This is a genomic window from Agrobacterium sp. NPDC058088 (genome assembly GCF_042885035.1).
GTDB lineage: Bacteria > Pseudomonadota > Alphaproteobacteria > Rhizobiales > Rhizobiaceae > Agrobacterium.
In genome coordinates this window covers 945,825-968,049 of sequence record NZ_JBHVSU010000002.1, presented here as the reverse complement: position 1 = coordinate 968,049, position 22,225 = coordinate 945,825, and the positions used below count along the sequence as shown (strand labels likewise).

Annotated in this window: 19 protein-coding genes; 8 read left to right on the top strand and 11 right to left on the bottom strand. The window is 58.8% G+C overall.

Annotated elements, in window-relative coordinates:
* Window positions 1–117 precede the first annotated feature (117 nt).
* The 5 genes from gcvT to ACFVTJ_RS10050 all read left to right on the top strand — a co-directional run bounded on the left by gcvT (window position 118) and on the right by ACFVTJ_RS10050 (window position 6,345).
* A complete protein-coding gene (gcvT, locus tag ACFVTJ_RS10070; RefSeq protein ID WP_386906817.1) occupies window positions 118–1,257 on the top strand; it encodes a glycine cleavage system aminomethyltransferase GcvT in 1,140 nt (379 codons plus the stop codon).
* A gap of 28 nt (window positions 1,258–1,285) precedes the next feature.
* Complete coding sequence (gene gcvH / locus ACFVTJ_RS10065; RefSeq protein WP_065655405.1) at window positions 1,286–1,648, top strand: glycine cleavage system protein GcvH; 363 nt, start codon at window positions 1,286–1,288, stop codon at window positions 1,646–1,648.
* Window positions 1,648–4,512 carry an aminomethyl-transferring glycine dehydrogenase gene (gcvP, locus tag ACFVTJ_RS10060; protein WP_386906814.1) on the top strand — a complete coding sequence of 955 codons (2,865 nt, stop codon included), beginning with the start codon at window positions 1,648–1,650 and terminating at the stop codon, window positions 4,510–4,512. The genes gcvH and gcvP overlap by 1 nt, the downstream gene beginning before the upstream one ends.
* Before the next feature lie 283 nt (window positions 4,513–4,795).
* Complete coding sequence (locus tag ACFVTJ_RS10055) at window positions 4,796–5,353, top strand: fasciclin domain-containing protein (RefSeq protein ID WP_035238354.1); 558 nt, start codon at window positions 4,796–4,798, stop codon at window positions 5,351–5,353.
* A 188-nt stretch (window positions 5,354–5,541) separates the two neighbouring features.
* On the top strand, window positions 5,542–6,345 hold the full coding sequence (locus ACFVTJ_RS10050) for an endonuclease/exonuclease/phosphatase family protein (protein ID WP_386906813.1): 804 nt from the start codon (window positions 5,542–5,544) through the stop codon (window positions 6,343–6,345).
* A 29-nt stretch (window positions 6,346–6,374) separates the two neighbouring features.
* Here the strand turns inward: ACFVTJ_RS10050 and ACFVTJ_RS10045 are convergent, their stop codons facing one another.
* Window positions 6,375–6,878, bottom strand: coding sequence for a hypothetical protein (locus ACFVTJ_RS10045; protein ID WP_386906948.1), 504 nt, complete (start codon window positions 6,876–6,878; stop codon window positions 6,375–6,377).
* A gap of 206 nt (window positions 6,879–7,084) precedes the next feature.
* Between ACFVTJ_RS10045 and ACFVTJ_RS10040 the strand changes: the two genes are divergently transcribed.
* Entirely contained in the window at window positions 7,085–8,362 is a 1,278-nt protein-coding gene (locus ACFVTJ_RS10040) for an MFS transporter (RefSeq protein ID WP_386906811.1), read from the top strand.
* 68 nt (window positions 8,363–8,430) lie between these two features.
* Here ACFVTJ_RS10040 and ACFVTJ_RS10035 read toward each other — a convergent pair whose 3' ends face one another.
* From ACFVTJ_RS10035 to cysG, 5 genes are all read right to left on the bottom strand, one after another.
* Window positions 8,431–9,243, bottom strand: coding sequence for a ferredoxin--NADP reductase (locus ACFVTJ_RS10035; RefSeq protein ID WP_386906809.1), 813 nt, complete (start codon window positions 9,241–9,243; stop codon window positions 8,431–8,433).
* A 149-nt stretch (window positions 9,244–9,392) separates the two neighbouring features.
* Complete coding sequence (locus tag ACFVTJ_RS10030) at window positions 9,393–9,899, bottom strand: DUF934 domain-containing protein (RefSeq protein ID WP_386906807.1); 507 nt, start codon at window positions 9,897–9,899, stop codon at window positions 9,393–9,395.
* Window positions 9,900–9,909: 10 nt separating this feature from the next.
* Window positions 9,910–11,580, bottom strand: coding sequence for a nitrite/sulfite reductase (locus ACFVTJ_RS10025; protein WP_386906805.1), 1,671 nt, complete (start codon window positions 11,578–11,580; stop codon window positions 9,910–9,912).
* A gap of 8 nt (window positions 11,581–11,588) precedes the next feature.
* Window positions 11,589–11,903: a DUF2849 domain-containing protein gene (locus ACFVTJ_RS10020; RefSeq protein ID WP_386906803.1), complete on the bottom strand. Its 315-nt coding sequence runs from the start codon at window positions 11,901–11,903 to the stop codon at window positions 11,589–11,591.
* Complete coding sequence (gene cysG, locus ACFVTJ_RS10015; protein ID WP_386906801.1) at window positions 11,896–13,359, bottom strand: siroheme synthase CysG; 1,464 nt, start codon at window positions 13,357–13,359, stop codon at window positions 11,896–11,898. Before cysG ends, ACFVTJ_RS10020 begins: the two co-directional genes overlap by 8 nt.
* A gap of 262 nt (window positions 13,360–13,621) precedes the next feature.
* Here cysG and ACFVTJ_RS10010 point away from each other — a divergent pair, with 262 nt between their 5' ends.
* Both ACFVTJ_RS10010 and mazG read left to right on the top strand, forming a co-directional pair.
* Complete coding sequence (locus ACFVTJ_RS10010) at window positions 13,622–14,209, top strand: deaminase (protein WP_386906799.1); 588 nt, start codon at window positions 13,622–13,624, stop codon at window positions 14,207–14,209.
* Between the two features lie 78 nt (window positions 14,210–14,287).
* The gene (gene mazG, locus ACFVTJ_RS10005; RefSeq protein WP_386906797.1) at window positions 14,288–15,133 is read left to right on the top strand and encodes a nucleoside triphosphate pyrophosphohydrolase; all 846 of its coding nucleotides are present in this window, start codon (window positions 14,288–14,290) and stop codon (window positions 15,131–15,133) included.
* Window positions 15,134–15,174: 41 nt separating this feature from the next.
* On the opposite strand, the gene hflX is transcribed toward mazG, so the two are convergent.
* From hflX to ACFVTJ_RS09980, 5 genes are all read right to left on the bottom strand, one after another.
* A complete protein-coding gene (hflX, locus tag ACFVTJ_RS10000; protein WP_386906795.1) occupies window positions 15,175–16,614 on the bottom strand; it encodes a GTPase HflX in 1,440 nt (479 codons plus the stop codon).
* A 92-nt stretch (window positions 16,615–16,706) separates the two neighbouring features.
* On the bottom strand, window positions 16,707–16,949 hold the full coding sequence (hfq, locus tag ACFVTJ_RS09995; RefSeq protein WP_003496145.1) for an RNA chaperone Hfq: 243 nt from the start codon (window positions 16,947–16,949) through the stop codon (window positions 16,707–16,709).
* A gap of 184 nt (window positions 16,950–17,133) precedes the next feature.
* Window positions 17,134–18,510 carry a Trk system potassium transporter TrkA gene (gene trkA / locus ACFVTJ_RS09990; protein ID WP_386906792.1) on the bottom strand — a complete coding sequence of 459 codons (1,377 nt, stop codon included), beginning with the start codon at window positions 18,508–18,510 and terminating at the stop codon, window positions 17,134–17,136.
* Between the two features lie 48 nt (window positions 18,511–18,558).
* Window positions 18,559–19,923 carry a sigma-54-dependent transcriptional regulator gene (locus ACFVTJ_RS09985; protein WP_386906790.1) on the bottom strand — a complete coding sequence of 455 codons (1,365 nt, stop codon included), beginning with the start codon at window positions 19,921–19,923 and terminating at the stop codon, window positions 18,559–18,561.
* Entirely contained in the window at window positions 19,913–22,174 is a 2,262-nt protein-coding gene (locus ACFVTJ_RS09980; protein WP_386906789.1) for an ATP-binding protein, read from the bottom strand. Before ACFVTJ_RS09980 ends, ACFVTJ_RS09985 begins: the two co-directional genes overlap by 11 nt.
* Window positions 22,175–22,225: the final 51 nt, after the last annotated feature.

Genomic DNA, 22,225 nt, shown 5'->3' with positions numbered 1-22,225 from the left:
ACGGCTCGCCGAAGGGATAACAATCTCAGGCGACAAGGACAGAGGGGGCTCTTGAACCCGGCGCATTGCGCCATGACCTGAGCCCGCGCGATATCTCGCGCAACCCTGGAGGCGTCCTTGGACGATACCGCCGAGCTTAAAATCACGCCGCTCCATTCCCTGCACCTATCGCTTGGCGCCCGCATGGTGCCATTCGCCGGTTACGACATGCCGGTGCAATATCCGGCCGGTGTATTGAAGGAACACCTTCAGACCCGCACCTCCGCCGGTCTTTTCGATGTTTCCCACATGGGCCAGGTCCTCCTGAAAGCGAAGTCCGGCAGAAATGAAGATGCCGCGCGCGCGCTCGAAAAGCTGGTGCCGGTTGACATTCTCGGCCTCAAGGAAGGCCGCCAGCGCTACGGTTTCTTCACCGATGAAAATGGCAGCATTCTCGATGACCTGATGATCACCAATCGCGGCGATCATCTTTTTGTCGTCGTCAACGCTGCCTGCAAGGATGCCGATGTCGCCCATATGAAGGCGCATCTTTCCGACGCCTGCGAGATAACGCTTCTCGATGACCGGGCGCTCATCGCGCTTCAGGGACCGCGCGCTGAGGCCGTTCTGGCTGAACTCTGGGCCGGCGTCTCGGAAATGAAATTCATGGATGTGCAGGAAGTGCCGCTGCATGACGTGCCCTGCATCGTCTCGCGCTCTGGTTATTCCGGTGAAGACGGCTTTGAAATCTCCGTACCGGCCGACAAGGCCGAAGAGATCGCCAAAGCCCTGCTCGAACACCCCGATTGCGAAGCCATCGGCCTCGGTGCGCGCGACAGCCTGCGTCTGGAAGCCGGCCTTTGTCTTTACGGCAACGATATCGATACCACGACCTCCCCCATCGAAGCCTCGCTCGAATGGGCGATTCAGAAAGCGCGCCGCGCTGGCGGCGACCGCGAGGGCGGTTTTCCCGGCGCAGAGCGCATTCTCGGCGAACTGAAAGATGGCACATCGCGCCGCCGCGTCGGCCTGAAGCCGGAAGGCAAGGCGCCGGTGCGTGGCCATTCGAAGCTGTTTGCAGATGCCGAAGGCAAGAGGGAAATCGGTGAAGTGACCTCGGGCGGTTTCGGTCCTTCGGTCGAAGGCCCCGTGGCGATGGGTTACGTGCCTGTTCCTTACGCCGCTCCCGGCACGGCGATCTTCGCGGAAGTGCGCGGCAAATACTTGCCCGTCACCGTCGCCGCCCTGCCCTTCATCAAGCCCACCTATAAACGATAATCTTCATCCCATCTCCGGAGAGAATACGATGCTGAAATTTACCGCAGAACACGAATGGCTGAAGTTCGAAGGCGATATCGCCACCGTTGGCATCACCAGCCACGCCGCTGAACAGCTTGGCGATCTCGTTTTCGTCGAACTGCCGGAAGTGGGCGCCACCTTCTCCAAGGATGGCGATGCTGCGACCGTTGAATCCGTCAAGGCGGCTTCCGACGTCTATTGTCCGCTGGACGGCGAAGTGGTGGAAATCAACCAGGCGATCGTTGATGATCCCTCGCTGGTCAATTCCGATCCGCAGGGCGCTGGCTGGTTCTTCAAGCTGAAACTCTCCAATCCGGCCGATGCCGAGACGCTGCTCGATGAAGCAGCCTATAAGGAGCTGATCGCGTAATGACGACGCCCACCGAATTCCATTTCACCGACTATCAGCCCTATGATTTCGCCAACCGGCGTCACATCGGGCCGTCGCCGTCGGAAATGGCCGAGATGCTGAAAGTCGTTGGCTATAAGAGCCTTGACGCGCTCATCGACGCCACCGTCCCCTCCTCCATCCGTCAGAAAGTGCCGCTGACCTGGGGTGCAGCCTTGACGGAACGCGAGGCGCTGGATCGTCTTCGTGAAACGGCCAACAAGAACCAGGTCCTGACTTCGCTGATAGGTCAGGGCTATTACGGCACGATCACGCCGCCGGTCATCCAGCGCAATATTCTGGAAAACCCGGCCTGGTACACGGCCTATACGCCCTATCAGCCGGAAATCAGCCAGGGCCGCCTTGAGGCGCTGCTGAACTACCAGACCATGGTCTGCGATCTGACCGGCCTCGACGTCGCCAACGCCTCGCTGCTTGATGAAGCGACAGCTGCCGCCGAAGCCATGGCGATGTGCCAGCGCGTCGCCAAGTCCAAGGCGACCACCTTCTTCGTGGACGCCAATTGCCACCCGCAGACTATCGCGCTGATCGAGACGCGTGCGGCCCCGCTCGGCTGGAAAGTGATCGTCGGCAATCCCTTCACCGATCTCGATCCTGTCGACGTGTTCGGCGCGATCTTCCAGTATCCGGGCACGCATGGCCATGTCAGCGATTTCTCCGGCCTGATTTCCCGCCTGCACCAGACCGGCGCGATTGCCGCCGTCGCCGCCGATCTTCTGGCCCTGACGCTGTTGAAGTCACCCGGTGAAATGGGCGCGGATATCGCCATCGGCACCTCGCAGCGTTTCGGCGTTCCGGTCGGTTACGGTGGCCCGCATGCGGCTTACATGGCCGTCAAGGATGCGCATAAGCGCTCCATGCCCGGCCGTCTGGTCGGTGTCTCGGTCGATGCGCGCGGCAATCGCGCCTATCGCCTGTCGCTGCAGACACGCGAACAGCATATCCGCCGCGAAAAGGCGACGTCGAACATCTGCACCGCGCAGGTGCTGCTGGCCGTCATGGCCTCGATGTACGGCGTCTTCCACGGCCCGCAGGGCATCAAGGCGATTGCCCAGCAGACCCACCAGAAGGCCGTTCTGATGGCCAAGGGTCTGGAGAAACTTGGCTACGTCATCGAGCCGGAGACCTTCTTCGATACGATCACCGTCGAAGTCGGTCACATGCAGGGTGTCATCCTGCGTTCGGCTGTTGCGGAAGGTGTGAACCTGCGCAAGGTCGGCGCGACCAAAATTGGCATGAGCCTTGACGAGCGCACGCGCCCGGCAACGCTTGAGGCCGTCTGGCGTGCTTTCGGCGGCAATTTCTCGATCTCGGATTTCGAGCCGGAATATCGCCTGCCGAAGGAACTGCTGCGCACCAGCCAGTACATGACGCATCCGATTTTCCACATGAACCGTGCCGAAAGCGAGATGACCCGTTACATCCGCCGCCTATCGGATCGTGATCTGGCGCTCGACCGCTCGATGATCCCGCTCGGTTCCTGCACCATGAAACTGAATGCGACAGCGGAAATGCTGCCGATCACCTGGCCGGAATTTTCCGACATCCATCCCTTCGTGCCGGCCAATCAAGCGCTCGGTTACAAGGAGATGATCGACGATCTCTCCGAAAAGCTGTGCTCGGTCACCGGTTACGATGCCTTCTCCATGCAGCCGAATTCCGGCGCGCAGGGCGAGTATGCCGGGCTTCTGACCATCCGCAACTACCACCTTGCCAATGGCGGCACACATCGCGATGTCTGCCTCATTCCAACCTCGGCGCATGGCACTAACCCTGCCTCGGCACAGATGGTCGGCATGAAGGTTGTGCCGGTGAAGGTGCGGGACAACGGTGACATCGATATCGATGATTTCCGTGCAAAAGCAGAGCAGTATGCGGAAAACCTTTCGTGCTGCATGATCACCTATCCGTCCACCCACGGCGTGTTCGAGGAGACGGTTCGCGAGATTTGCGAGATCACCCACAAGCATGGCGGGCAGGTCTATCTGGACGGCGCCAACATGAACGCCATGGTCGGTCTCGCCCGCCCCGGCGATATCGGTTCGGACGTTTCGCATCTCAACCTGCACAAGACCTTCTGCATTCCGCATGGCGGCGGTGGCCCCGGCATGGGACCGATCGGTGTCAAGGCGCATCTGGCTCCCTATCTTCCCGGTCATCCGGCGACGGACGGACGCGAGGGTGCGGTGTCTGCCGCTCCTTTTGGTTCGCCATCGATCCTGCCGATTTCCTGGAGCTATTGCCTGATGATGGGCGGCGAAGGGCTGACGCAGGCGACCAAGGTGGCGATCCTCAACGCCAACTATATCGCTGAGCGGCTGAAGGGTGCGTACGACGTGCTCTATAAGTCCGAAACCGGCCGCGTGGCGCATGAGTGCATCATCGATACCCGCCCGCTGGCAGACAGCTGCGGCGTGACGGTGGACGATGTCGCCAAACGCCTCATCGACTGCGGTTTCCACGCGCCGACCATGAGCTGGCCGGTGGCTGGCACGCTGATGATCGAGCCGACGGAATCCGAGACCAAGGCGGAAATCGACCGTTTCTGCGACGCCATGCTGGCCATCCGCGAGGAAGCCCGCGACATTGAGGAAGGCCGCGCGGACAAGACCAACAATCCGTTGAAGAACGCGCCGCACACGGTGGAAGACCTCGTCGGCGAATGGGATCGTCCCTACAGCCGCGAAAAAGGCTGCTTCCCGCCCGGCGCATTCCGCATCGACAAATACTGGTCGCCGGTCAACCGTATCGACAACGTCTATGGTGACCGCAACCTCATTTGCACCTGCCCGCCGATGGAGGCTTACGCCGAAGCGGCTGAGTAAGTTACGCTTTGCTCAAGACAAAAGCCCGGATCGATCCGGGCTTTTTTTATATCAGCAATGGCTGTTGCCACCGGCGGGCAATCTAAAATCGCTGGGCGCCTGCATGTCGGCTCTGATACGCACGCAGATAAACACTATAAAAATCAAATATTTATCATTTTTCCTCGCTTGATTGAAACTTGGCGGCGCAAACCTCCGTCTCTTGTGTCGCTACGGATGACCGATAGCGGCCGCTGGAAGGGCTTCCTTTCGGGGCTTTGAATGTCACCAAGGAGGAATAATGATGCACAAAGTTTCTGTTCGCGCCCTGACACTGGCTGCTGCTCTTTCCATCGGCATGGTTTCTGCTTATGCGGCGAACCCCAAAGTTGGCGGCGCCGCGATGTTCGAGAACAAGAACATCGTTGAAAACGCAGTGAACTCGAAGGACCACACCACCCTCGTCGCAGCGGTGAAGGCCGCGGGTCTTGTCGAAACGCTTCAGGGCAAAGGCCCGTTTACGGTCTTCGCGCCGACCAACGAAGCTTTCGCGGCCCTTCCGAAGGGCGCGGTCGACGATCTTCTGAAGCCGGAGAACAAGGAGAAGCTGGTCAAAGTGCTGACCTGTCATGTGGTTGCCGCCAATGCACTGTCACCTGCCATCGAAAAAATGATCAAGGACGACAAAGGCGAACATGACGTGAAGACTGTTGGCGGCTGTGTGCTGAAGGCCAAGGAAAGCAAGGGCAAAATTACATTGACGGATGAGAATGGTACGGTTGCTCACGTCACCATTGCCGACGTCAAGCAATCCAATGGCGTCATTCATGTCATCGACAAGGTGTTGCTGCCGAAGATGTAATCAGGGCCGCATGACACAAGATGGCCGAATGAGACATTCGTCTTGAACCCGCATCATAGGCCCGGAAATATCCGGGCCTTATCATTTCATGCGATAGCGCCTCCACATCCCAAAATGGTGAGACATGATTGATCGCCATCGGTTCTATGCTAAACGGGATTATGCAACCCTGCGGCGGTGGAGTGTAAATGCGCCTGATTTGCCTGAATGGTTGGGGTGGAAAGCTTCACGACGAGATCGTTCCCTATATCGCCTCGTCCGACCCGGATATTTTATGCCTTCAGGAGGTGGTACACACGCCGGCCGCCCTGGAGGACTGGCTGAGCTATCGCGATCATGGCATAGAACTGCCGCAGCGGGCGAACTTCTTCCGCGACGTCACAGAGGCCTTGCCGGATCATGTGGCGATATTCTGCCCGGCGGCGCAGGGCGACCTCTGGCATGGCGAGACACGATATCCTTCCCAATGGGGGCTTGCGACCTTCGTTCGCAAATCCCTAGCCATTATTGCGCAGGCGCAGGGCTTCGTACACGGCGTGTTTTCGGCTGACGGATATGGCGATCATCCGCGATCACGCACGGCCCACGCCATCAGGGTTTTCGACTTCACGAGCGGTCAGCCTGTCGTCATTGCCCACATGCATGGATTGCGCGACCTCGAAGGCAAGCACGATACGCCTGCCAGGCTGGAACAGGCAAAACGGCTTGTCCAACTCGTCAAGAATATCGCCCAGGATGGCGACCGGGTCATTGTCTGTGGCGATTTCAATGTTCTGCCTCACAGCGCGACCTTTGATTTGTTGAACGAGCTCAATCTTGTCGAGCTCGTCACGACCCGCGGTTTTGCCGATACGCGAACGTCGCATTATGCCAAGCCGAACAGATATGCGGATTACCTGCTGGTCAATCCGGCCGTGAAGGTCGATCACTTCAATGTCGTGAGACAGCCGGAAGTCTCGGATCATTGCCCATTGCTGCTTGAATTCAGCTGACCAGCCGCGTGCTGCCTTGCGGCCGCTCGTCAGCGCACCAGCCGGATGTCGCTTGTCACCACCGTCTTGCCGGTCCTGCCATCCTTATCGGTGGTGCGCAGGCGCAGGCCGTTGGTTCCAACCTTTTCAATGGTCATGGCGGCAGTACGATCGCCGTTGATGTCGCGGTTCCATCGCACCGTCAGGTTGATGGCGTTTCCCTTCCTTGTGCCGGAAAGCGCTGATGGCCGGCCGGAAGGGCCGGTGTAAGCGCCACTGTAGCGTCCGCCCTTCTCGGAGAGATCGGCCGCGATTGCGCGCCTGACCACAAGAAGGCCGCGGCACGTGCCGGACATATTGAGCGACGATGCCCCCGCATTGGAATTCAGCGTACAACTCACATTAATCGGCGGCGTGCCAATCCGGGTGATCACGGTTCCCTTGCCCGCCCATGTGCCTTTCAGCGATGAGAGGAACGCGCTTTCATCCGCATGTGCGGTTTGCGTGCCGAGCAATCCGGCCGAAAATAAAACTGCGATAGCCTTAATCTTCATATTGATCGTCATGGCGAGTATCCGGTTTTCCACGAAGACTAACTCACCGGTGCCGTCAAACGTTCCTCCAGCCTATGCCGCGACAGCCAAAAATATTTGGGATTCGTGTTGATGTCGTGCCAATGCAACCAAATACGGGCACAGATGTTTCTAGCCAGCCTCGATCAATTCCTATTCATTCTTTCATATTTTTCGGAGCATATTTCATGACGACTATCGGCGCTTCGGCACCACCCGGTGGCCTTCCCTCCAGTGGGTTGCCTCGGAGCGGGGGTATCTCAGACCGCACGCTTTTTGCCCTTGCAACACTGAACTTTTTTCTCGCCGATGCCCGAGACGGTCTCGGGCCGTTTCTGGACGCGTTTCTGGCGACAAAGGGCTGGTCCTCGCTTTCGCTGGGCATGATCGCCACGGTCGGCGGCCTCGTCGGTCTGCTTGCCACACCGCTCTGCGGCGCGCTGGTGGATGGCACGACGTGGAAACGAACGTTGATTGCCATTCCAGTCGTGCTCGTAACCGTCGGAGCACTGATCACACTGATCTTCCCGGATGTTTGGATCGTCTGGACCGGCCAGATCATGACGGCAGTAGTTGGCGCCGTGATCGGCCCGGCGCTTGCCGGCCTCACACTTGGCCTTGTGGGTGAGCGCCTGTTTTCCCATCAGATTTCACGCAACGAGTTCTGGAACCACGGCGGTAACTTCGCGTCGCTTTTCGCGACTTATGTGGTTGTCACTTTCTTTGGCATGAATGGGATCATCGGTCTGATGCTGCTGACCGCCGCGGGCGCTCTGCTCGCGACGGCGGCTATCGATCCCGATAGAATCGATCACAAGGTTGCGCGTGGCCTTGGCGAAGACAAGGGAGAGCCTGGTCCCTCAGGCTTCAGGGTGCTGCTGCACGAACGCGGGTTGATCTTTCTCGCCATCATTCTACTCGTCTTCCACTTCGGCAACGCGCCGATGGGTCGGTTGATTGCGCAAGATTTCGCGATCGAACTGCAGACTCCTTTCCGCACCACCGCGATCATTACCGGCGTCGCACAATTCGCGATGATTTTCGTCGCCGCCATGGCGCCGTGGCTGATACGCCGTTTCGGTCTTTCGACCGTGTTTATCGTCGCGCTCATCGCCCTGCCCATACGTGGCCTTCTCGCTTCGGCCTTCACGGACTTCTGGGTCATCTTTCCGGTGCAGTTTCTTGATGGGGTTGGCGCCGGGCTGCTCGGCATTGTCACACCCGTCGCCGTGGAAAGGATATTGAAGGGAACCGGCCGTTTTAATGTAGGTCTTGCCAGTGTTATGATGGTTCAGGGCATCGGCGCGTCATTCAGCAATGTCGTTGCAGGCTGGCTGGTGACGAAGGGCGGTTATTCGCTATCGCATCTTGTCGGCGGCGGCATTGCGGCAATCGCCATCGGACTTTTCCTTCTCTATCGCAACGAAATCGCGCCAAAGCAGGATGAAGACGCCGTTTCCCAATAGCGGCAATGAAGTGCACAAACAAAAAGGAGGCCTGACGGCCTCCTGAAATCTCTTAGTCTGTTATGCGTTCAGCCAACGAAAGCGCGCTCGATCACGAATTCGGCGGGCTTGTTGTTGGCGCCTTCGGTGAGGCCAGCCTTCTCAAGCAGTTCCTTGGTGTCCTTCAACATTGCCGAGGAACCGCAGATCATGCCGCGATCAATGGCAGGATCGAGTGCCGGTACACCGAGATCGGCAAACAGCTTGCCGTTTTCGATCAGCGTGGTGATACGGCCCTTGAAGGGATAATCCTCACGGGTCACCGTCGCATAGTGCTTGAGCTTGTCGCCGACGATCTCGTTCAGGAATTCGTGGTTGCGGATTTCTTCGACCAGATCGAAACCGTATTTCAGCTCGGCCACGTCACGGCAGGTGTGGGTGAGGATGACCTCTTCGAACTTCTCATAGGTCTCCGGGTCGCGGATCAGGCTCGCGAAAGGCGCGATGCCGGTTCCGGTCGAGAACATGTAAAGCCGTCGGCCTGGTGTCAGCGCGTCCAGAACCAGCGTCCCTGTCGGCTTCTTGCGCATCAAAACCGTGTCACCGGGCTTGATCGCCTGAAGATGCGAGGTCAGCGGGCCGTCCGGAACCTTGATAGAGAAGAACTCCAGTTCCTCGTCCCAGGCGGGGCTGGCGATGGAATAGGCGCGGTAGATCGGCTTTTCGCCAACCATCAGGCCGATCATGGCGAACTCGCCGGAACGGAAACGGAAGCCGGCAGGACGCGTCATGCGGAAACGGAACAGGTGATCCGTATAGTGCTCCACCGACAAAACCGTCTCGGCGTAAACACCATCAGGTATCTTGATCGCGAAATCTTCCGTCTTGGCTGGCGCGTTCATTATCAGGTTCCGTCCATTCTCATTCGGTAAGCGACATTCTACGACCCGGCAATTATACCATTTTTACCGCGGTTTGAAGGTATGAGAATGTCACAACTGCTATGTGCTCAGGAAATATGTATCAAAAAATCATATTTCCGCGCAACGTGTCACGCCGACGCACGCCGGCGCCAGCTATAGGCCTCACCGCCCGCCGCCGGCCTGGCCGTCGGCTGGTAATAGACCGGGATTTCCGGCAGACGATTTTCGGACAGACGGCGGATTGCCGTCTCGTTCGTCACCGCAAAGCTGGTAAAGCCGGTGCGCAGCATCAGCGGCACCTGGTCGATCAGCACATCGCCGACCGCCCTCACCTCGCCGGCAAAACCAAGGCGGCTGCGCAGCAGCGAAGCGTGGCTGAAACCACGACCGTCATTGAAGGCCGGGAAGCTAACCGCGACAAGGTCGATACGATCGAGATAAGGCTCGAGCCGGATGACGTTATCAGCCGGCGAAATCAACACGCCGAGGCCGATATCGTTGCTTTCAGCGGCGCGAACAAGGAAATCGGCAAGTGAAAGCATCGGCTTCTGCTCGCCTGTTGCCTTCACCTCTTCCGTTTCAATCACCCACTGATCATTGTCCACGAAGCCGTCGCGGTTCCAGATTTTCGTCATGTCCATCTCCTCAGGCGGCTTCGGCGGCGGAACCGTAGAGCGCGTCCTTGAACGGCTGCGGTCCGACACGGCGATAGGCTTCGAGGAAGTTCTCTTCCTTCGAAAGGCGCAGGCCCAGATAGGTATCGACGATGGTTTCCACCGCGTCGGTCACTTTTTCCGGCTCGAAACCGCGACCGATGATCTCACCGATCGAGGTGTTTTCGTCGCCCGATCCGCCAAGCGTGATCTGGTAGAGTTCCGCACCCTTCTTTTCCACGCCCAAGAGGCCGATATGGCCGACATGGTGATGGCCGCAGGCATTGATGCAGCCCGAAATCTTGATCTTCAGTTCGCCGATTTCCAATTGGCGTTCATGAGAGCCAAAACGGGTGGAAATCTCCTGCGCCAACGGAATGGAGCGCGCATTGGCAAGCGCGCAATAGTCCAGCCCGGGACAGGCAATGATATCGGTGATCAGCCCGGCATTGGCGGTCGCAAGGCCCGCGCCTACAAGCGCACGATAGACTGGTTCCAGATCGGCCAGCGCCACATGCGGCAAAATGATGTTCTGCTCGTGGCTGATGCGGATTTCGTCGAAGGCGTATTCCGCGGCGATATCGGCGACCAGTTCCATCTGCTCGTCGGTCGCATCGCCCGGAATGCCGCCGATCGGCTTCAGCGAAATCGTCACCATACCGTAATCGGGATGCTTGTGCGGCGCGACGTTCTGCTCGACGAAACGCGCAAAACCTTCATCGGCCCGCTTCCAGCGCGCCAGGCTTTCCCAGCCTTCCGGCCGGTCCTTCAGCGCCGGAGGTGCGAAATACGAAGTGATGGCAGCGATATCGGCATCAGGCAGCTTCAACTCGGTGTTTTTCAACTCGGCGAATTCCACCTCGACCTGGCGAGCAAGTTCTTCCGCGCCGGTCTCATGCACGAGGATCTTGATGCGCGCCTTGTATTTGTTGTCGCGGCGGCCATGCAGGTTATAAACGCGCATGACAGCGGTGGTGTAGGACAGAAGGTCCTCTTCGGGCAGGAAGTCGCGGATCTTCTTGGCGATCATCGGCGTACGGCCCTGCCCGCCGCCGACATAAACGGCAAAACCGATTTCGCCCTTGTCGTTCTTTTTCAGATGCAGGCCGATATCGTGGACCTGAATGGCCGCGCGGTCGCGCTCGGCGCCCGTGACAGCGATCTTGAACTTGCGCGGCAGGAACGAGAACTCGGGATGCACCGAAGACCATTGACGCAGGATTTCCGCATAGGGACGCGGATCGGCGACTTCGTCTGCGGCAGCACCGGCAAAATGGTCGGCGGTGACGTTGCGAATGCAATTGCCCGAGGTCTGCAGCGCGTGCATTTCCACACTCGCCAGTTCGGAAAGGATATCCGGCGTGTCCGACAGGCGCGGCCAGTTGTACTGGATGTTCTGGCGGGTGGTGAAGTGGCCATAACCACGGTCATATTTGCGGGCGATATGCGCCAGCATCCGCATCTGTTTGGAATTCAGCGTACCGTAGGGAATGGCGACGCGCAGCATATAGGCGTGCAGCTGAAGATAGACACCATTCATCAGGCGCAGCGGCTTGAATGCGTCCTCGGCCAGCTCGCCGGACAGCCGGCGCTCGACCTGATCGCGAAACTGCGCCACGCGGCCTTCAACAAATGCGTGATCGAACTCGTCGTAACGGTACATATTCTTCCTCAGACTGCGATGAATGCTGCATCGGCCGGCTTGTAGCCGGTGGCATATTGCATGGTCGGGCCGGCGGCGCGGATGCGTTCGCGAAGCCGCGTCGGCCAAAGCTTGCCGTTCTCTTCAACGACATCGATGATATTGACGTCAACGACCTTGTTGGCGGAAAAATCACGCTTGCCGATTTCCTCAAGCGAGGCCACGGCCTCCGCATGGCGAGCGACGATCGCATCCTGCAGCGCCTCGGTCCATTCGCCATTGGCGTCGAGCCAGACGGCAATGCCGTCGCTCAGGCGATTGGCGGTCAAAACCTTGTCAACCATTCACATACTCCCGTTTGAGGCTTGCTGGCTTGACGGCAAGCGCAAGCGCCTCGGATCTGTCGAAATTGGCGCCCGCCACCGCATCGCCGATAATGACCATGACCGGACCGGTCAACTCATCGCGATGTTCGAGGTCGGGAAGATCGTTTAATGTGCCATGCAGCAGGCGGCGATCCGCGCGGCTGGCATTTTCGATAACGGCGACGGTGGTTTCGACGCCCAATCCCGCATCGATGAGCCGCTTGGCCACCGATGCGGCAACGCTGCGGCCCATATAGACGGCAATCGTCGCGCCGGAGACCGCAAGACGCGCCCAGTCCGGCAGGACGTCGCCGGTCAGATCGTGGCCGGTGGTGAAGATCAGCGAGGACGCGACACCGCGCAGGGTCAGCGGCAATTCGAAATCCGCAGCCGCGGCAAAGGCGGAGGTGATGCCAGGTACGATCTCGTAAGCGATGCCGGCTTCGCGCAGCGCCGCCATTTCCTCGCCAGCCCGGCCATAGACCAGAGGATCACCGGATTTGAGGCGCACGACACGCTTGCCTTCCTGGCCGAGACGGACCAGCAGGCGATTGATGTCATTCTGCGACTTGCTGTGGCAGCCCTTGCGTTTGCCGACGGAGAGCCTTTCGGCGTCGCGGCGACCCATATCGACAATCGCCTGCGGCACCAGAGCGTCATAAACGATCACATCGGCTTCCATCAGCACGCGCTGTGCGCGCAACGTCAACAAATCTTCCGCGCCGGGGCCGGCGCCAACCAGCCAGACACGGCCTTCGCTGCGTTCTGGTGACTGCAGCAGACGGTCAACCGCCTGACGGGCAGACGGCGTATCGCCAATCGCAACTGCATCCGCAACAGCACCGGAGAAAAAGCGCCGCCAGAAATTGCGCCGCAGGGCGCCTTTGGGCACGTTTTCCTCTGCCGCATCGCGATATTGCACGGCGAGGCGTGCGAGCTTGCCGAGCGACGGCGACAGCATCTGGTCAATGCGGGCGCGGATCATCTGGGCGAGAACAGGCCCTGCCCCTTCCGTGCCGATGGCAATGGCGAGGGGCGCGCGGGTGACAAGCGCCGGGGTGAAAAAGTCGCAGAACGCCGGCTGATCCACTGCATTGGCAGGTATTTTCTTCGCGCGCGCGACAGAGACGATCTCGCGATCCAGCGCTTCATCGCCCGTTGCTGCGAAGACCAAGGTGGCGCCGTCAACCAACGGGCTGGCGAAAGCTTGGGCACGGTGATCTACATGGTTTTCGCTGATATAACGCGAAAAATCCGCTTCCGGCTGATCGGCATAGGCAACGATATGGGCGTTGGTATTGGCAAGCAGCCTTACCTTCGCGAAGGCTTCGTCACCATTTCCGAAAACGGCAACCTGCCTGCCCTCGACCCGGAAGAAAGCGGGGAAGGTTGAAAGGCGGTCGCCAGCAGTGGAAAAATCATGTTCGTTGTGCATTGGACATATATCCCGCATTGCGGCGCAAGATTGAAGAAACAGAAATTCAAGCCGTTCCGACACCTGGATTTTTATTTCTCGAAGACCCCGGTTTTGGAGGAAAACAAACCGGCATTGATTTTTCGAGCCTCGGCGTAGCCGTAAAATCCCCTCAGAATCCCTTGACAAAGCGGGTACCCACGCCGAACAAGGAATGACAATCACCTGTCGATTTCTCCATGCGAAAACCGCTTTCCCGAAAGCGGCACGAAGGATCAGACCCTTGACCAGCCAGTTGCTCGCCGCCCGCCTCCTCGATGTCATCGAACACGATATCCTGCCCTTGACAGCCCGTGGCGTCAGCCTCGGCAACAAGGTTTTCGGAGCCGCGATCCTGCGCAAATCAGACCTTTCGCTTGTCGTTGCGGAGACCAATAATGAGCTGGAAAATCCGCTGTGGCATGGCGAAGTGCATACGTTGAAGCGGTTCTACGAGTTGGGCGAAAAGCCGAATACAAAAGACCTGATTTTCCTCTCCACCCACGAACCCTGTACCATGTGCATGTCCGCCATCACCTGGGCCGGCTTCGACAACTTCTATTCCTTCTTCAGCCACGAGGATTCGCGCGACGCTTTCGCAATCCCGCATGACCTGAAAATCCTGAAAGAAGTCTTTGGGCTGGAGCCGGGTGGATATCGCCGCAACAATGCCTTCTGGAACTCTTTCTTCATCGCTGATCTGGTGGAAGCCGAAGACGATCCGCTTAAAAGCAAACTGAAGGACCAGACGGCCCGCATCAAGGCCGCATATGACGATCTCTCCACCACTTACCAATCATCCAAGAGCGACAACGATATTCCGCTGAATTAGAGCAATTCCAGAAAGAATAATACGTACCGGGTTTCCGTCCGGGCAATGCGTAAAACTAAAAACGAAGGTTTAGACACGATGGAAGCCTCGAAGGATATTTACCGCCTGATCGAGATCATGGAAGCGCTGCGACAGCCGGAAACCGGCTGCCCCTGGGATGTCGTGCAGACCTTCGAGACGATCAAGCCCTATACGATCGAAGAGGCCTATGAGGTTGCCGACGCCATTGAGCGCAAGGATATGGACGATCTTTGCGAAGAACTGGGCGATCTTCTCCTGCAGGTGGTTTTCCACGCCCGCATCGCCGAGGAAAGGGGTGAATTCGCCTTTGGTGACGTGGTGCACGCCGTAACCTCGAAGATGATCCGCCGCCATCCGCATGTCTTCGACGTCTCCGAGGCCAATACGCCTGACAGCGTCAAGCTGCAATGGGACCAGATCAAAGCCGAGGAAAAGCGCGAAAGGGCAGAGCGCCGCGCGCGCCGCGGTATCACCGAAGACTTCAAGGCCGGTTTTCTGGGCGGTATTCAGCGCAGCCAGCCGGCGCTGACGGAAGCTTTGAAGCTGCAGCAACAGGCTGCCCGCGTCGGTTTCGACTGGTCGGACCCAGCTCCCATCCTCGACAAGATCGAGGAGGAAATCGCAGAACTTCGCGAAGCGCTGGCGGAAGGAAAGCCGGAGAAAGTCTCCGATGAACTCGGCGATCTGATCTTCGCCCTCGTCAATATCGGCCGTCACGTCAAAGCCGATCCGGAAAACGCTCTGCGCGGCACCAATACGAAATTCCGCAGGCGTTTCAATCACATCGAGACGTCTCTCACCGACAACGGTGAAACCTTGAAAGAGGCAAGCCTCGAGAGGATGGAAGATTTGTGGCAGGCAGCGAAACGGATCGAGCGTTCGCTTGATACGGTTTCACTCTGATCGTGGATGACGTTGAATGCGGGGCAATCCTCGCATTCCTCTCAGCGCTCCCAGTCTTCCCGCTCGCGAACGGCCGTCTTTCCGAGTTTCCGTTCGAGTTCGACAGCCTGCGCTTCCGACAGGCGCACATCCAGCGCAACCGATCCGTCCTCGTGATCTTCACGACCGTCAACGATGGCGTTGCTGTAGACCCAGGAGATCAGCGGCAGTTGTTCGACGGAAAGCATCACGGTCGTTTCCGTCAGCACACCGGACAGGCGTTTTGAAATCTCATCCATCAGGGCATCGACACCCTCGCCCGTGATTGCGGAAACGGCGCGTATATCCGAGCGACCTTCGGCACGCTGCATGATCGCGTCGTGCGCTTCCGGCTCCAGACGGTCGACCTTGTTCCAGACCTCGATGATGCGCTTTTCCGCTTCCTTCTCGTCGATACCGAGATCGCCGAGAATGCGCAGCACATCCGCAGACTGGGCAGCATTATCAGGATCGGACATGTCACGCACATGCAGAACGAGATCGGCTTCAAGTACCTCTTCCAGCGTTGCGCGGAAAGCGGCGACAAGATGTGTCGGCAGGTCGGAAATGAAGCCCACCGTATCCGACAGGATGACAGTTCGGCCATGCGGCAGTTTCATGCGGCGCAAGGTTGGATCGAGTGTGGCGAACAGCATGTCCTCCGCCAGAACACCCGCGCCGGTAATACGGTTGAACAGCGTGGATTTGCCGGCGTTGGTGTAACCAACCAGAGCCACGATCGGATGCGGTACCTTGCGGCGCTTGGCACGGTGCAGCTGGCGCGTGCGTACCACCTGCTCCAGCTCCTTCTCGAGCTTGACGATGCGATCCTGCAGCAACCGTCTGTCGGCCTCGATCTGGGTTTCACCCGGACCACCCATGAAACCCGCACCACCGCGCTGGCGTTCAAGGTGGGTCCAGCTTCTGACGAGGCGTCCCTTCTGGTAGTTCAGATGCGCGAGATCGACCTGCAGCGTGCCTTCCTTGGTGGAGGCGCGGCGGCCGAAGATTTCAAGGATGAGACCCGTGCGGTCGATGACCTTGGCATTCCACTGCTTTTCGAGATTGCGCTGCTGCACCGGCGTCAAGGGATGGTCGACAATCACCAGGCCCGAGTCTGTTTCATCGAGAAGATGGCCTATTTCGTCGATCTTGCCGGTTCCGAACAGGGTTGCGGGACGCGGCTGGTTGACCGGCACGACGAGCCCCTGGGTCACCACGAGATCGATGGCAAGCGCCAGCCCCTTCGCCTCCTCCAGCTTGGCTTCGACAGAGCGGCCGGGAACTGCAGGAGCTGCCGCCGCATCACGGCTTTCGCGCTGCTGCTTGAGGACGGGAACAATAACCACCGCGCGCATGTCGTCGCGGCGCTTTTCCTGCTCCGGAATGATCGATTCGTTCGAGGTGTCGCGTGTTGAAATGGGCTCGGCCTTATCCAGAAAGAATGTTTCGGCCGACCGCATCCGTGCGGACGGCCATGGAGATTAACCTGACGCGCCCGGAAATGTTCCGATTCGGGTCAGCCTCTGTCGAAAATAACGTTAAGGGAGCCTGATCAGGCTGCGCCTTCTTCGCTCTCGAACATCTGCATGGGCTGGCCGGGCATGATGGTGGAGATCGCATGCTTGTAAACCAGCTGCGAATGACCATCACGGCGCAAAAGCACGCAGAAATTGTCGAAGGAGGTGACAACGCCCGTCAGCTTGACGCCGTTGATCAGGAAAATCGTGAGCGAAATCTTCTGCTTACGAACGGTATTGAGGAAGAGATCCTGAAGGTTTTGAGAACGTTCCGCCATAGCGCCGCTTCTTTCTTTTTTGCCGGCAGGGATACCGGAAAATAATCAATCAATAATAAGCCGGCCGAGTCTTGTCCCCCGCTTGGCTGGCCTCAAACTCTGGTATCAAATCACGTTCCGTTCCGCAACGGCGAAAACGGCTTCAGCAGTACGAGTATTGACCCGCATTTTCAATTCGGGACAGTCAAAAATATTGTATCGAAACACGGAAAAGTTGTTCCACGTCCCGCACCGCGTCGGCCGATGCGAATAGCACCACCCGGTCTTTCGCCCTGATCTTCGTGCTGCCATCCGGCCGGATCACAACACCGTCGCGATATATCGCGCCGATGCGCACGCCGTCGGGCATATCGATATCGCGAAACGCCTGCCCTACCAGCGGCGATGTTTCCAACGCTTCCGCCTCGATCACCTCCGCCGAACCACGCTGGACAGCGTAGACCGAGCGTATACGGCCTTTGCGCACATGCTGAAGCACGCGGGAGATCGTGACCGCGCGGGGGTTGATATAGGCATCGAGCCCGAGCGAGCGGGCGACATCATGGAACGAGGTGCTGTTCAGCAGCGCAAGATTCGATTTGCAGCCAAGCTGTTTGGCGATCACGCCGGCCAGAATATTGGTCTGGTCGTTATTAGTGAGCGTAACGATCAGATCGGCATCCTGAATATCGGCCTGCATCAGGATTTTCTGGTCGAGCGCCGAGCCATGCATGACAATGGTATTGCGAAGCTGTTCGGATGCGGCAACCGCTCTGTCGCGGTCCGCCTCGATGATCTTCACCCGCGTTTTCGGCTGCATCTCCTCAATCTTGTGTGCGACGAAGTGGCCTATATTGCCAGCGCCCGCAATCACGATGCGCTGCGCTTCCTGCTCCTCATGGCCGAAGAGGCTCAGGGTGCGGCGCGCATGCTGGCGTTGACAGATGACGTAGGCAAGGTCACCTACCCGCAGCTGTTCCGAAGAATGCGCCACCTTGAGGATACCATCCCGGTAAACGCCTACTACCGTGGCAATGAGATCGGGAAAGAGGTTGGAGAGCTGCTGCAGCGGCGTGTTGATGACAGGACAATCTTCCATGCATTCGATGGCCAGCATGTAGATCGTGTCTTCCGCGAACCGCACGACGTCGGTTGCGCCTGGAAAAGCGATACGCCGCAACACCATCTTGCCGACTTCGACTTCAGGCGAAATCGTGACATCGATGGACATGTTCTCGCGGCTGAAGAGATCGGCATATTCCGGCTTCAGATAGCTCTGATCGCGGATGCGGGCGATTTTGGTCGGCACACTGAACAGCGCATGCGCCACCTCGCAGGCGACGATATTGATCTCGTCATGCAACGTCACGGCAATGATCATATCGGCCTGATCGGCGCCGGCTTTGGCCAGCATGTCGGGATGCGCGCCATGACCCACATAACCGCGCACATCCAGCGTTTCGGTTATGGCGGTAATCAGCGACGCGGCGGTGTCGATGACCGATACTTCGTTATCTTCCCGCGACAATTGCTCGGCGATGCCGTAACCCACCTGCCCTGCGCCGCAAATGATGACTTTCATGCTGTCTCTCTGACGGAATAATCGGTTACGGCGAAGCGCCTTCGTCCCTTATACGCCGAGAGATTTCAGTTTGCGATGCAGGGCCGACCGTTCCATGCCGACAAATTCCGCGGTGCGCGAAATATTGCCGCCGAAGCGGTTGATCTGCGCCATCAGGTAGTCACGTTCGAACATTTCACGCGCTTCACGCAACGGCAGCGTCATGATGTGCTGGTCACCCTGCGCCGAAATCTTCGGCAGCATGTCACCAATATCCGCCGGCAGCATGTCGGCCGAGATCGGCGCTTCGCCACCTTCAGGACGGGCGAGAATCATCAGGCGCTCGATGTTGTTGCGCAGCTGGCGGATATTGCCAGGCCAGTCATGTGTCTGGAGAACGGCCATGGCATCGTCACCGATCTTGCGCGGGCGGATGCCGGCCTGCTCGGAAATCTGGCGCATGAACATATCGACAAGGAAAGGAATATCCTCGCGTCGTTCGGAAAGTGCCGGCACCTTCACCGGTACGACGGCGAGACGATGGTAGAGATCCTCGCGGAACGCCCCTTCCGCGATCAGGCTTTCGAGATGATGAGCGGTCGAGGAAATGATGCGCACATCGACTTTCACCCGCTTGCCGCCGCCGACACGCTCAAACTGCTGGTCGACCAGCACGCGCAGGATCTTGTTCTGCGTCTCGCGCGGCATTTCGCCGACTTCATCCAGATAAAGAACGCCGCGATGGGCCTCTTCCAGAGCGCCCACCTTGCGGGGCTGCCCGGGCAGGCCTTCGGTGCCGAAAAGCGCGATCTCCATACGGTCTGGGGTGATCGTCGCAGCATTCAGGGCCACGAAAGGACCGCTGGCGCGTGACGACTTCTTATGCACCATGCGTGCAACCAGCTCCTTGCCGGAACCGGAAGGGCCGAGGATCATGATGCGGCTGTTGGTGGGCGCAACCCGGTCGATGGTCTGGCGCAGCTGCGACACCGCAAGCGACGCGCCGACGAGCTCAACCGCATCACCGGTGCGCTTCTTGAGTTCCTGAACCTCGCGCTTCAGCTTGGAGTTTTCCAGCGCCCGCTCGGCTATCAGGATCAGGCGGTCGGCCTTGAAGGGCTTTTCAATGAAATCGAACGCGCCACGCTTGATGGCGTTGACGGCGGTTTCGATATTGCCGTGACCGGAAATCATGACTACCGGGATTTCGGGATGGCGGCTCTTGATCTCGTCCAGCAGCGCCAGACCGTCGAGCTTCGAGCCCTGCATCCAGATGTCGAGAAAGATCAGGCGCGGCACACGCTCGGAAATGGCCGCCAGCGCACTGTCGCTGTCGAAGGCCATACGCGTCTCGTGGCCCTCATCGGAAAGAATGCCCGCTACGATTTCGCGAATGTCCGCCTCGTCATCCACGACCAAAATATCAGACGCCATATGCTGCTTCCTTGTTATTTTCGCCGCCGACCGCCTCGATATAGGGCAGCAGCACTCGGATCATGGCGCCATGGCCATGGTCGAATTCGGCAGGGGCATCGTGGAGTTCCAGATACCCGCCATGTTCTTCGATGATTTTCTTGACGATCGCGAGGCCGAGGCCCGTGCCCTTGTCCCGCATCGTCATATAGGGTTCGAGAATGCGGTGACGGTTCTCAACAGGCAGGCCGCGGCCATTGTCGATGATGTCAGCCACGAAACGGGAATTGGCTTCGTCGAAGGAGGCGCGCACCAGGATTTTCCCCGGCCGCTTTTCGCCTTCCACCGCTTCGATGGCTTCCGTCGCATTCTTGATGAGATTGCCGAAGGCTTGCCCCAGCATGCGGGCATCGAACATGCCCTCCAGAGGGATATCGCCCAGCTCGGTCGTGAACTTCGTATCAGAGGCGCTGATTTCCCGAAGGAAAGCTGCATCCTTCAGGATCGACCGCAGGTCCGATTTTTCTTTCGTCGGTTTAGGCATGCGTGCAAAGGCTGAGAATTCATCCACCATTCGGCCGATATCGCCGACTTGGCGAACGATGGTGTCCGTACACTGGTCGAAGATCGCACGGTCGCTCTCGTCGATCTGCTTGCCAAAACGGCGCTTGATGCGCTCTGCGGAAAGCTGGATCGGCGTTAGCGGGTTCTTGATTTCATGCGCAATGCGGCGCGCCACATCCGACCATGCTGTCGAACGCTGGGCGATCACGAGATCGGTAATATCGTCGAGGGTGATCACGTAGCTGTCGCGGCCGTCGCGGGCATCCTCGCGGGTCACCTGCACATTTAGCGTCCGTTCCTTGCCGCGCCGCATGATGTTGATCTGCTTGCGGAAGTTGCCACGCGCCCAGCTGTTTGCCTCCGTCACGACCTGATCGATCTCCGGCGCAATCTCGGAAAGCTGCGCTCCCATCAGCTGATCGAAATTCAGCGCCAGGAACTCTTCGCCGGACGGGTTGACAATGGTGATGCTGCGGTTCTCATCAATGCCGATGACAGCGGCGGTCACCCCCGATAGCACGGCTTCGATGAAGCGGCGACGGTCGTCAATATCGTCCTTGGCCTCGATGATCTGCTCCTGCTGGCTGCGCAGTTCAGAAACCATCTTGTTGAAAGTGCGCGACAGGCGCCCGACGTCGCCATCGACGGCGCGCACGGGCACCAGCACATGCATGTTGCCGGTTGCGACACTGTCGGCGGCGCCGATGAGAAGACGGATTGGCCGCACGATACGGTCGGCCACCGCAATCGCCGTCCAGATGGCTGCCAACAGCACGATCAATGCAAAACCGAGATAAAGGATCGCAAAGGCGATCTGCAGCGGCGCACGGCCCGCCTCCATGTTCTTGTATTCCGCCCGGTTCTCTTCCATCAGCCGCATCGCGGTCATGACCTTGGGATCGACCGCGCGTACGGTGTAAAGGAAGGTGCCGCTGATGCCTTCGAGCTTGATGATGGCGCCGACAAGGTTGGTAATGCCCGGTGGGATCAAGGTCGGCTGGCCGGCGGCTGCCTTTTCGAGCGCGTCGTGGGGGATGGCGGGAAGCGGTTTTTCGGTTTTGATGTCGGCCTGGGCGACGGCATCGCCGTCCTCCTGCACCAGGAATGCGCCAAGCAGACCGCGACCCTTGGCCTGACGAGTCATCAGATCGACGAAGCCGGTACGGTCGAGATAAAAAAGCGCGCGGTTGCGGTCGAGATCGGTTGCCATAGACAGGGTCTGGCCCTGCAGATAACCGGCATTTTCCATCATATAGGCCTGGGCGATATTGCCCGATGACTCGACAATCGACTGGGTACGGATCGAAAACCAGCGATCGAGGCCGACATTCAGCGTCAGGCTGGCAAAGATGGCGACAAGAACGGCCGGCGTAATCGCGACAATGGAAAAAAGCACGACGATGCGGACATGCAGACGCGCCGCCGCCCTGCCCTTTTTACGTGCTTTCAGCAGCCGGTTGATTTCGCGGCCGATGAGGAAGATCAGGCCGATCACCAAGATCGAATTGATGACGACGGAGGCGATGACGACATTGGTTGTCGGGGCTATCGGTGTCACGCCTAAAAGCACGAACAGGGTGATGATGGCGCAGACAAGCGCGATGCCAGCGAGCACCAGCCCCGGCAGGGCGAAAGACATCCTGCGATCGGCAACCACCATTCCCGCTGCCTCATCGGCAACGTCGCGTTCGGCGGCGGGTTTCCGCATGCACTACTCCCAATTGCTGGCCAGCCAGCACCACAATCCTGAAGTCAGGCG

Coding starts and splice junctions, on each gene's coding strand:
- gcvH (WP_065655405.1), top strand. CDS start 1,286: ATGCTGAAATTTACCGCAGAACACGAATGGCTGAAGTTCGAAGGCGAT.
- gcvP (WP_386906814.1), top strand. CDS start 1,648: ATGACGACGCCCACCGAATTCCATTTCACCGACTATCAGCCCTATGAT.
- ACFVTJ_RS10055 (WP_035238354.1), top strand. CDS start 4,796: ATGCACAAAGTTTCTGTTCGCGCCCTGACACTGGCTGCTGCTCTTTCC.
- ACFVTJ_RS10050 (WP_386906813.1), top strand. CDS start 5,542: ATGCGCCTGATTTGCCTGAATGGTTGGGGTGGAAAGCTTCACGACGAG.
- ACFVTJ_RS10045 (WP_386906948.1), bottom strand. CDS start 6,878: ATGAAGATTAAGGCTATCGCAGTTTTATTTTCGGCCGGATTGCTCGGC.
- ACFVTJ_RS10040 (WP_386906811.1), top strand. CDS start 7,085: ATGACGACTATCGGCGCTTCGGCACCACCCGGTGGCCTTCCCTCCAGT.
- ACFVTJ_RS10035 (WP_386906809.1), bottom strand. CDS start 9,243: ATGAACGCGCCAGCCAAGACGGAAGATTTCGCGATCAAGATACCTGAT.
- ACFVTJ_RS10030 (WP_386906807.1), bottom strand. CDS start 9,899: ATGACGAAAATCTGGAACCGCGACGGCTTCGTGGACAATGATCAGTGG.
- ACFVTJ_RS10025 (WP_386906805.1), bottom strand. CDS start 11,580: ATGTACCGTTACGACGAGTTCGATCACGCATTTGTTGAAGGCCGCGTG.
- ACFVTJ_RS10020 (WP_386906803.1), bottom strand. CDS start 11,903: ATGGTTGACAAGGTTTTGACCGCCAATCGCCTGAGCGACGGCATTGCC.
- cysG (WP_386906801.1), bottom strand. CDS start 13,359: ATGCACAACGAACATGATTTTTCCACTGCTGGCGACCGCCTTTCAACC.
- mazG (WP_386906797.1), top strand. CDS start 14,288: ATGGAAGCCTCGAAGGATATTTACCGCCTGATCGAGATCATGGAAGCG.
- hflX (WP_386906795.1), bottom strand. CDS start 16,614: ATGCGGTCGGCCGAAACATTCTTTCTGGATAAGGCCGAGCCCATTTCA.
- hfq (WP_003496145.1), bottom strand. CDS start 16,949: ATGGCGGAACGTTCTCAAAACCTTCAGGATCTCTTCCTCAATACCGTT.
- trkA (WP_386906792.1), bottom strand. CDS start 18,510: ATGAAAGTCATCATTTGCGGCGCAGGGCAGGTGGGTTACGGCATCGCC.
- ACFVTJ_RS09985 (WP_386906790.1), bottom strand. CDS start 19,923: ATGGCGTCTGATATTTTGGTCGTGGATGACGAGGCGGACATTCGCGAA.
- ACFVTJ_RS09980 (WP_386906789.1), bottom strand. CDS start 22,174: ATGCGGAAACCCGCCGCCGAACGCGACGTTGCCGATGAGGCAGCGGGA.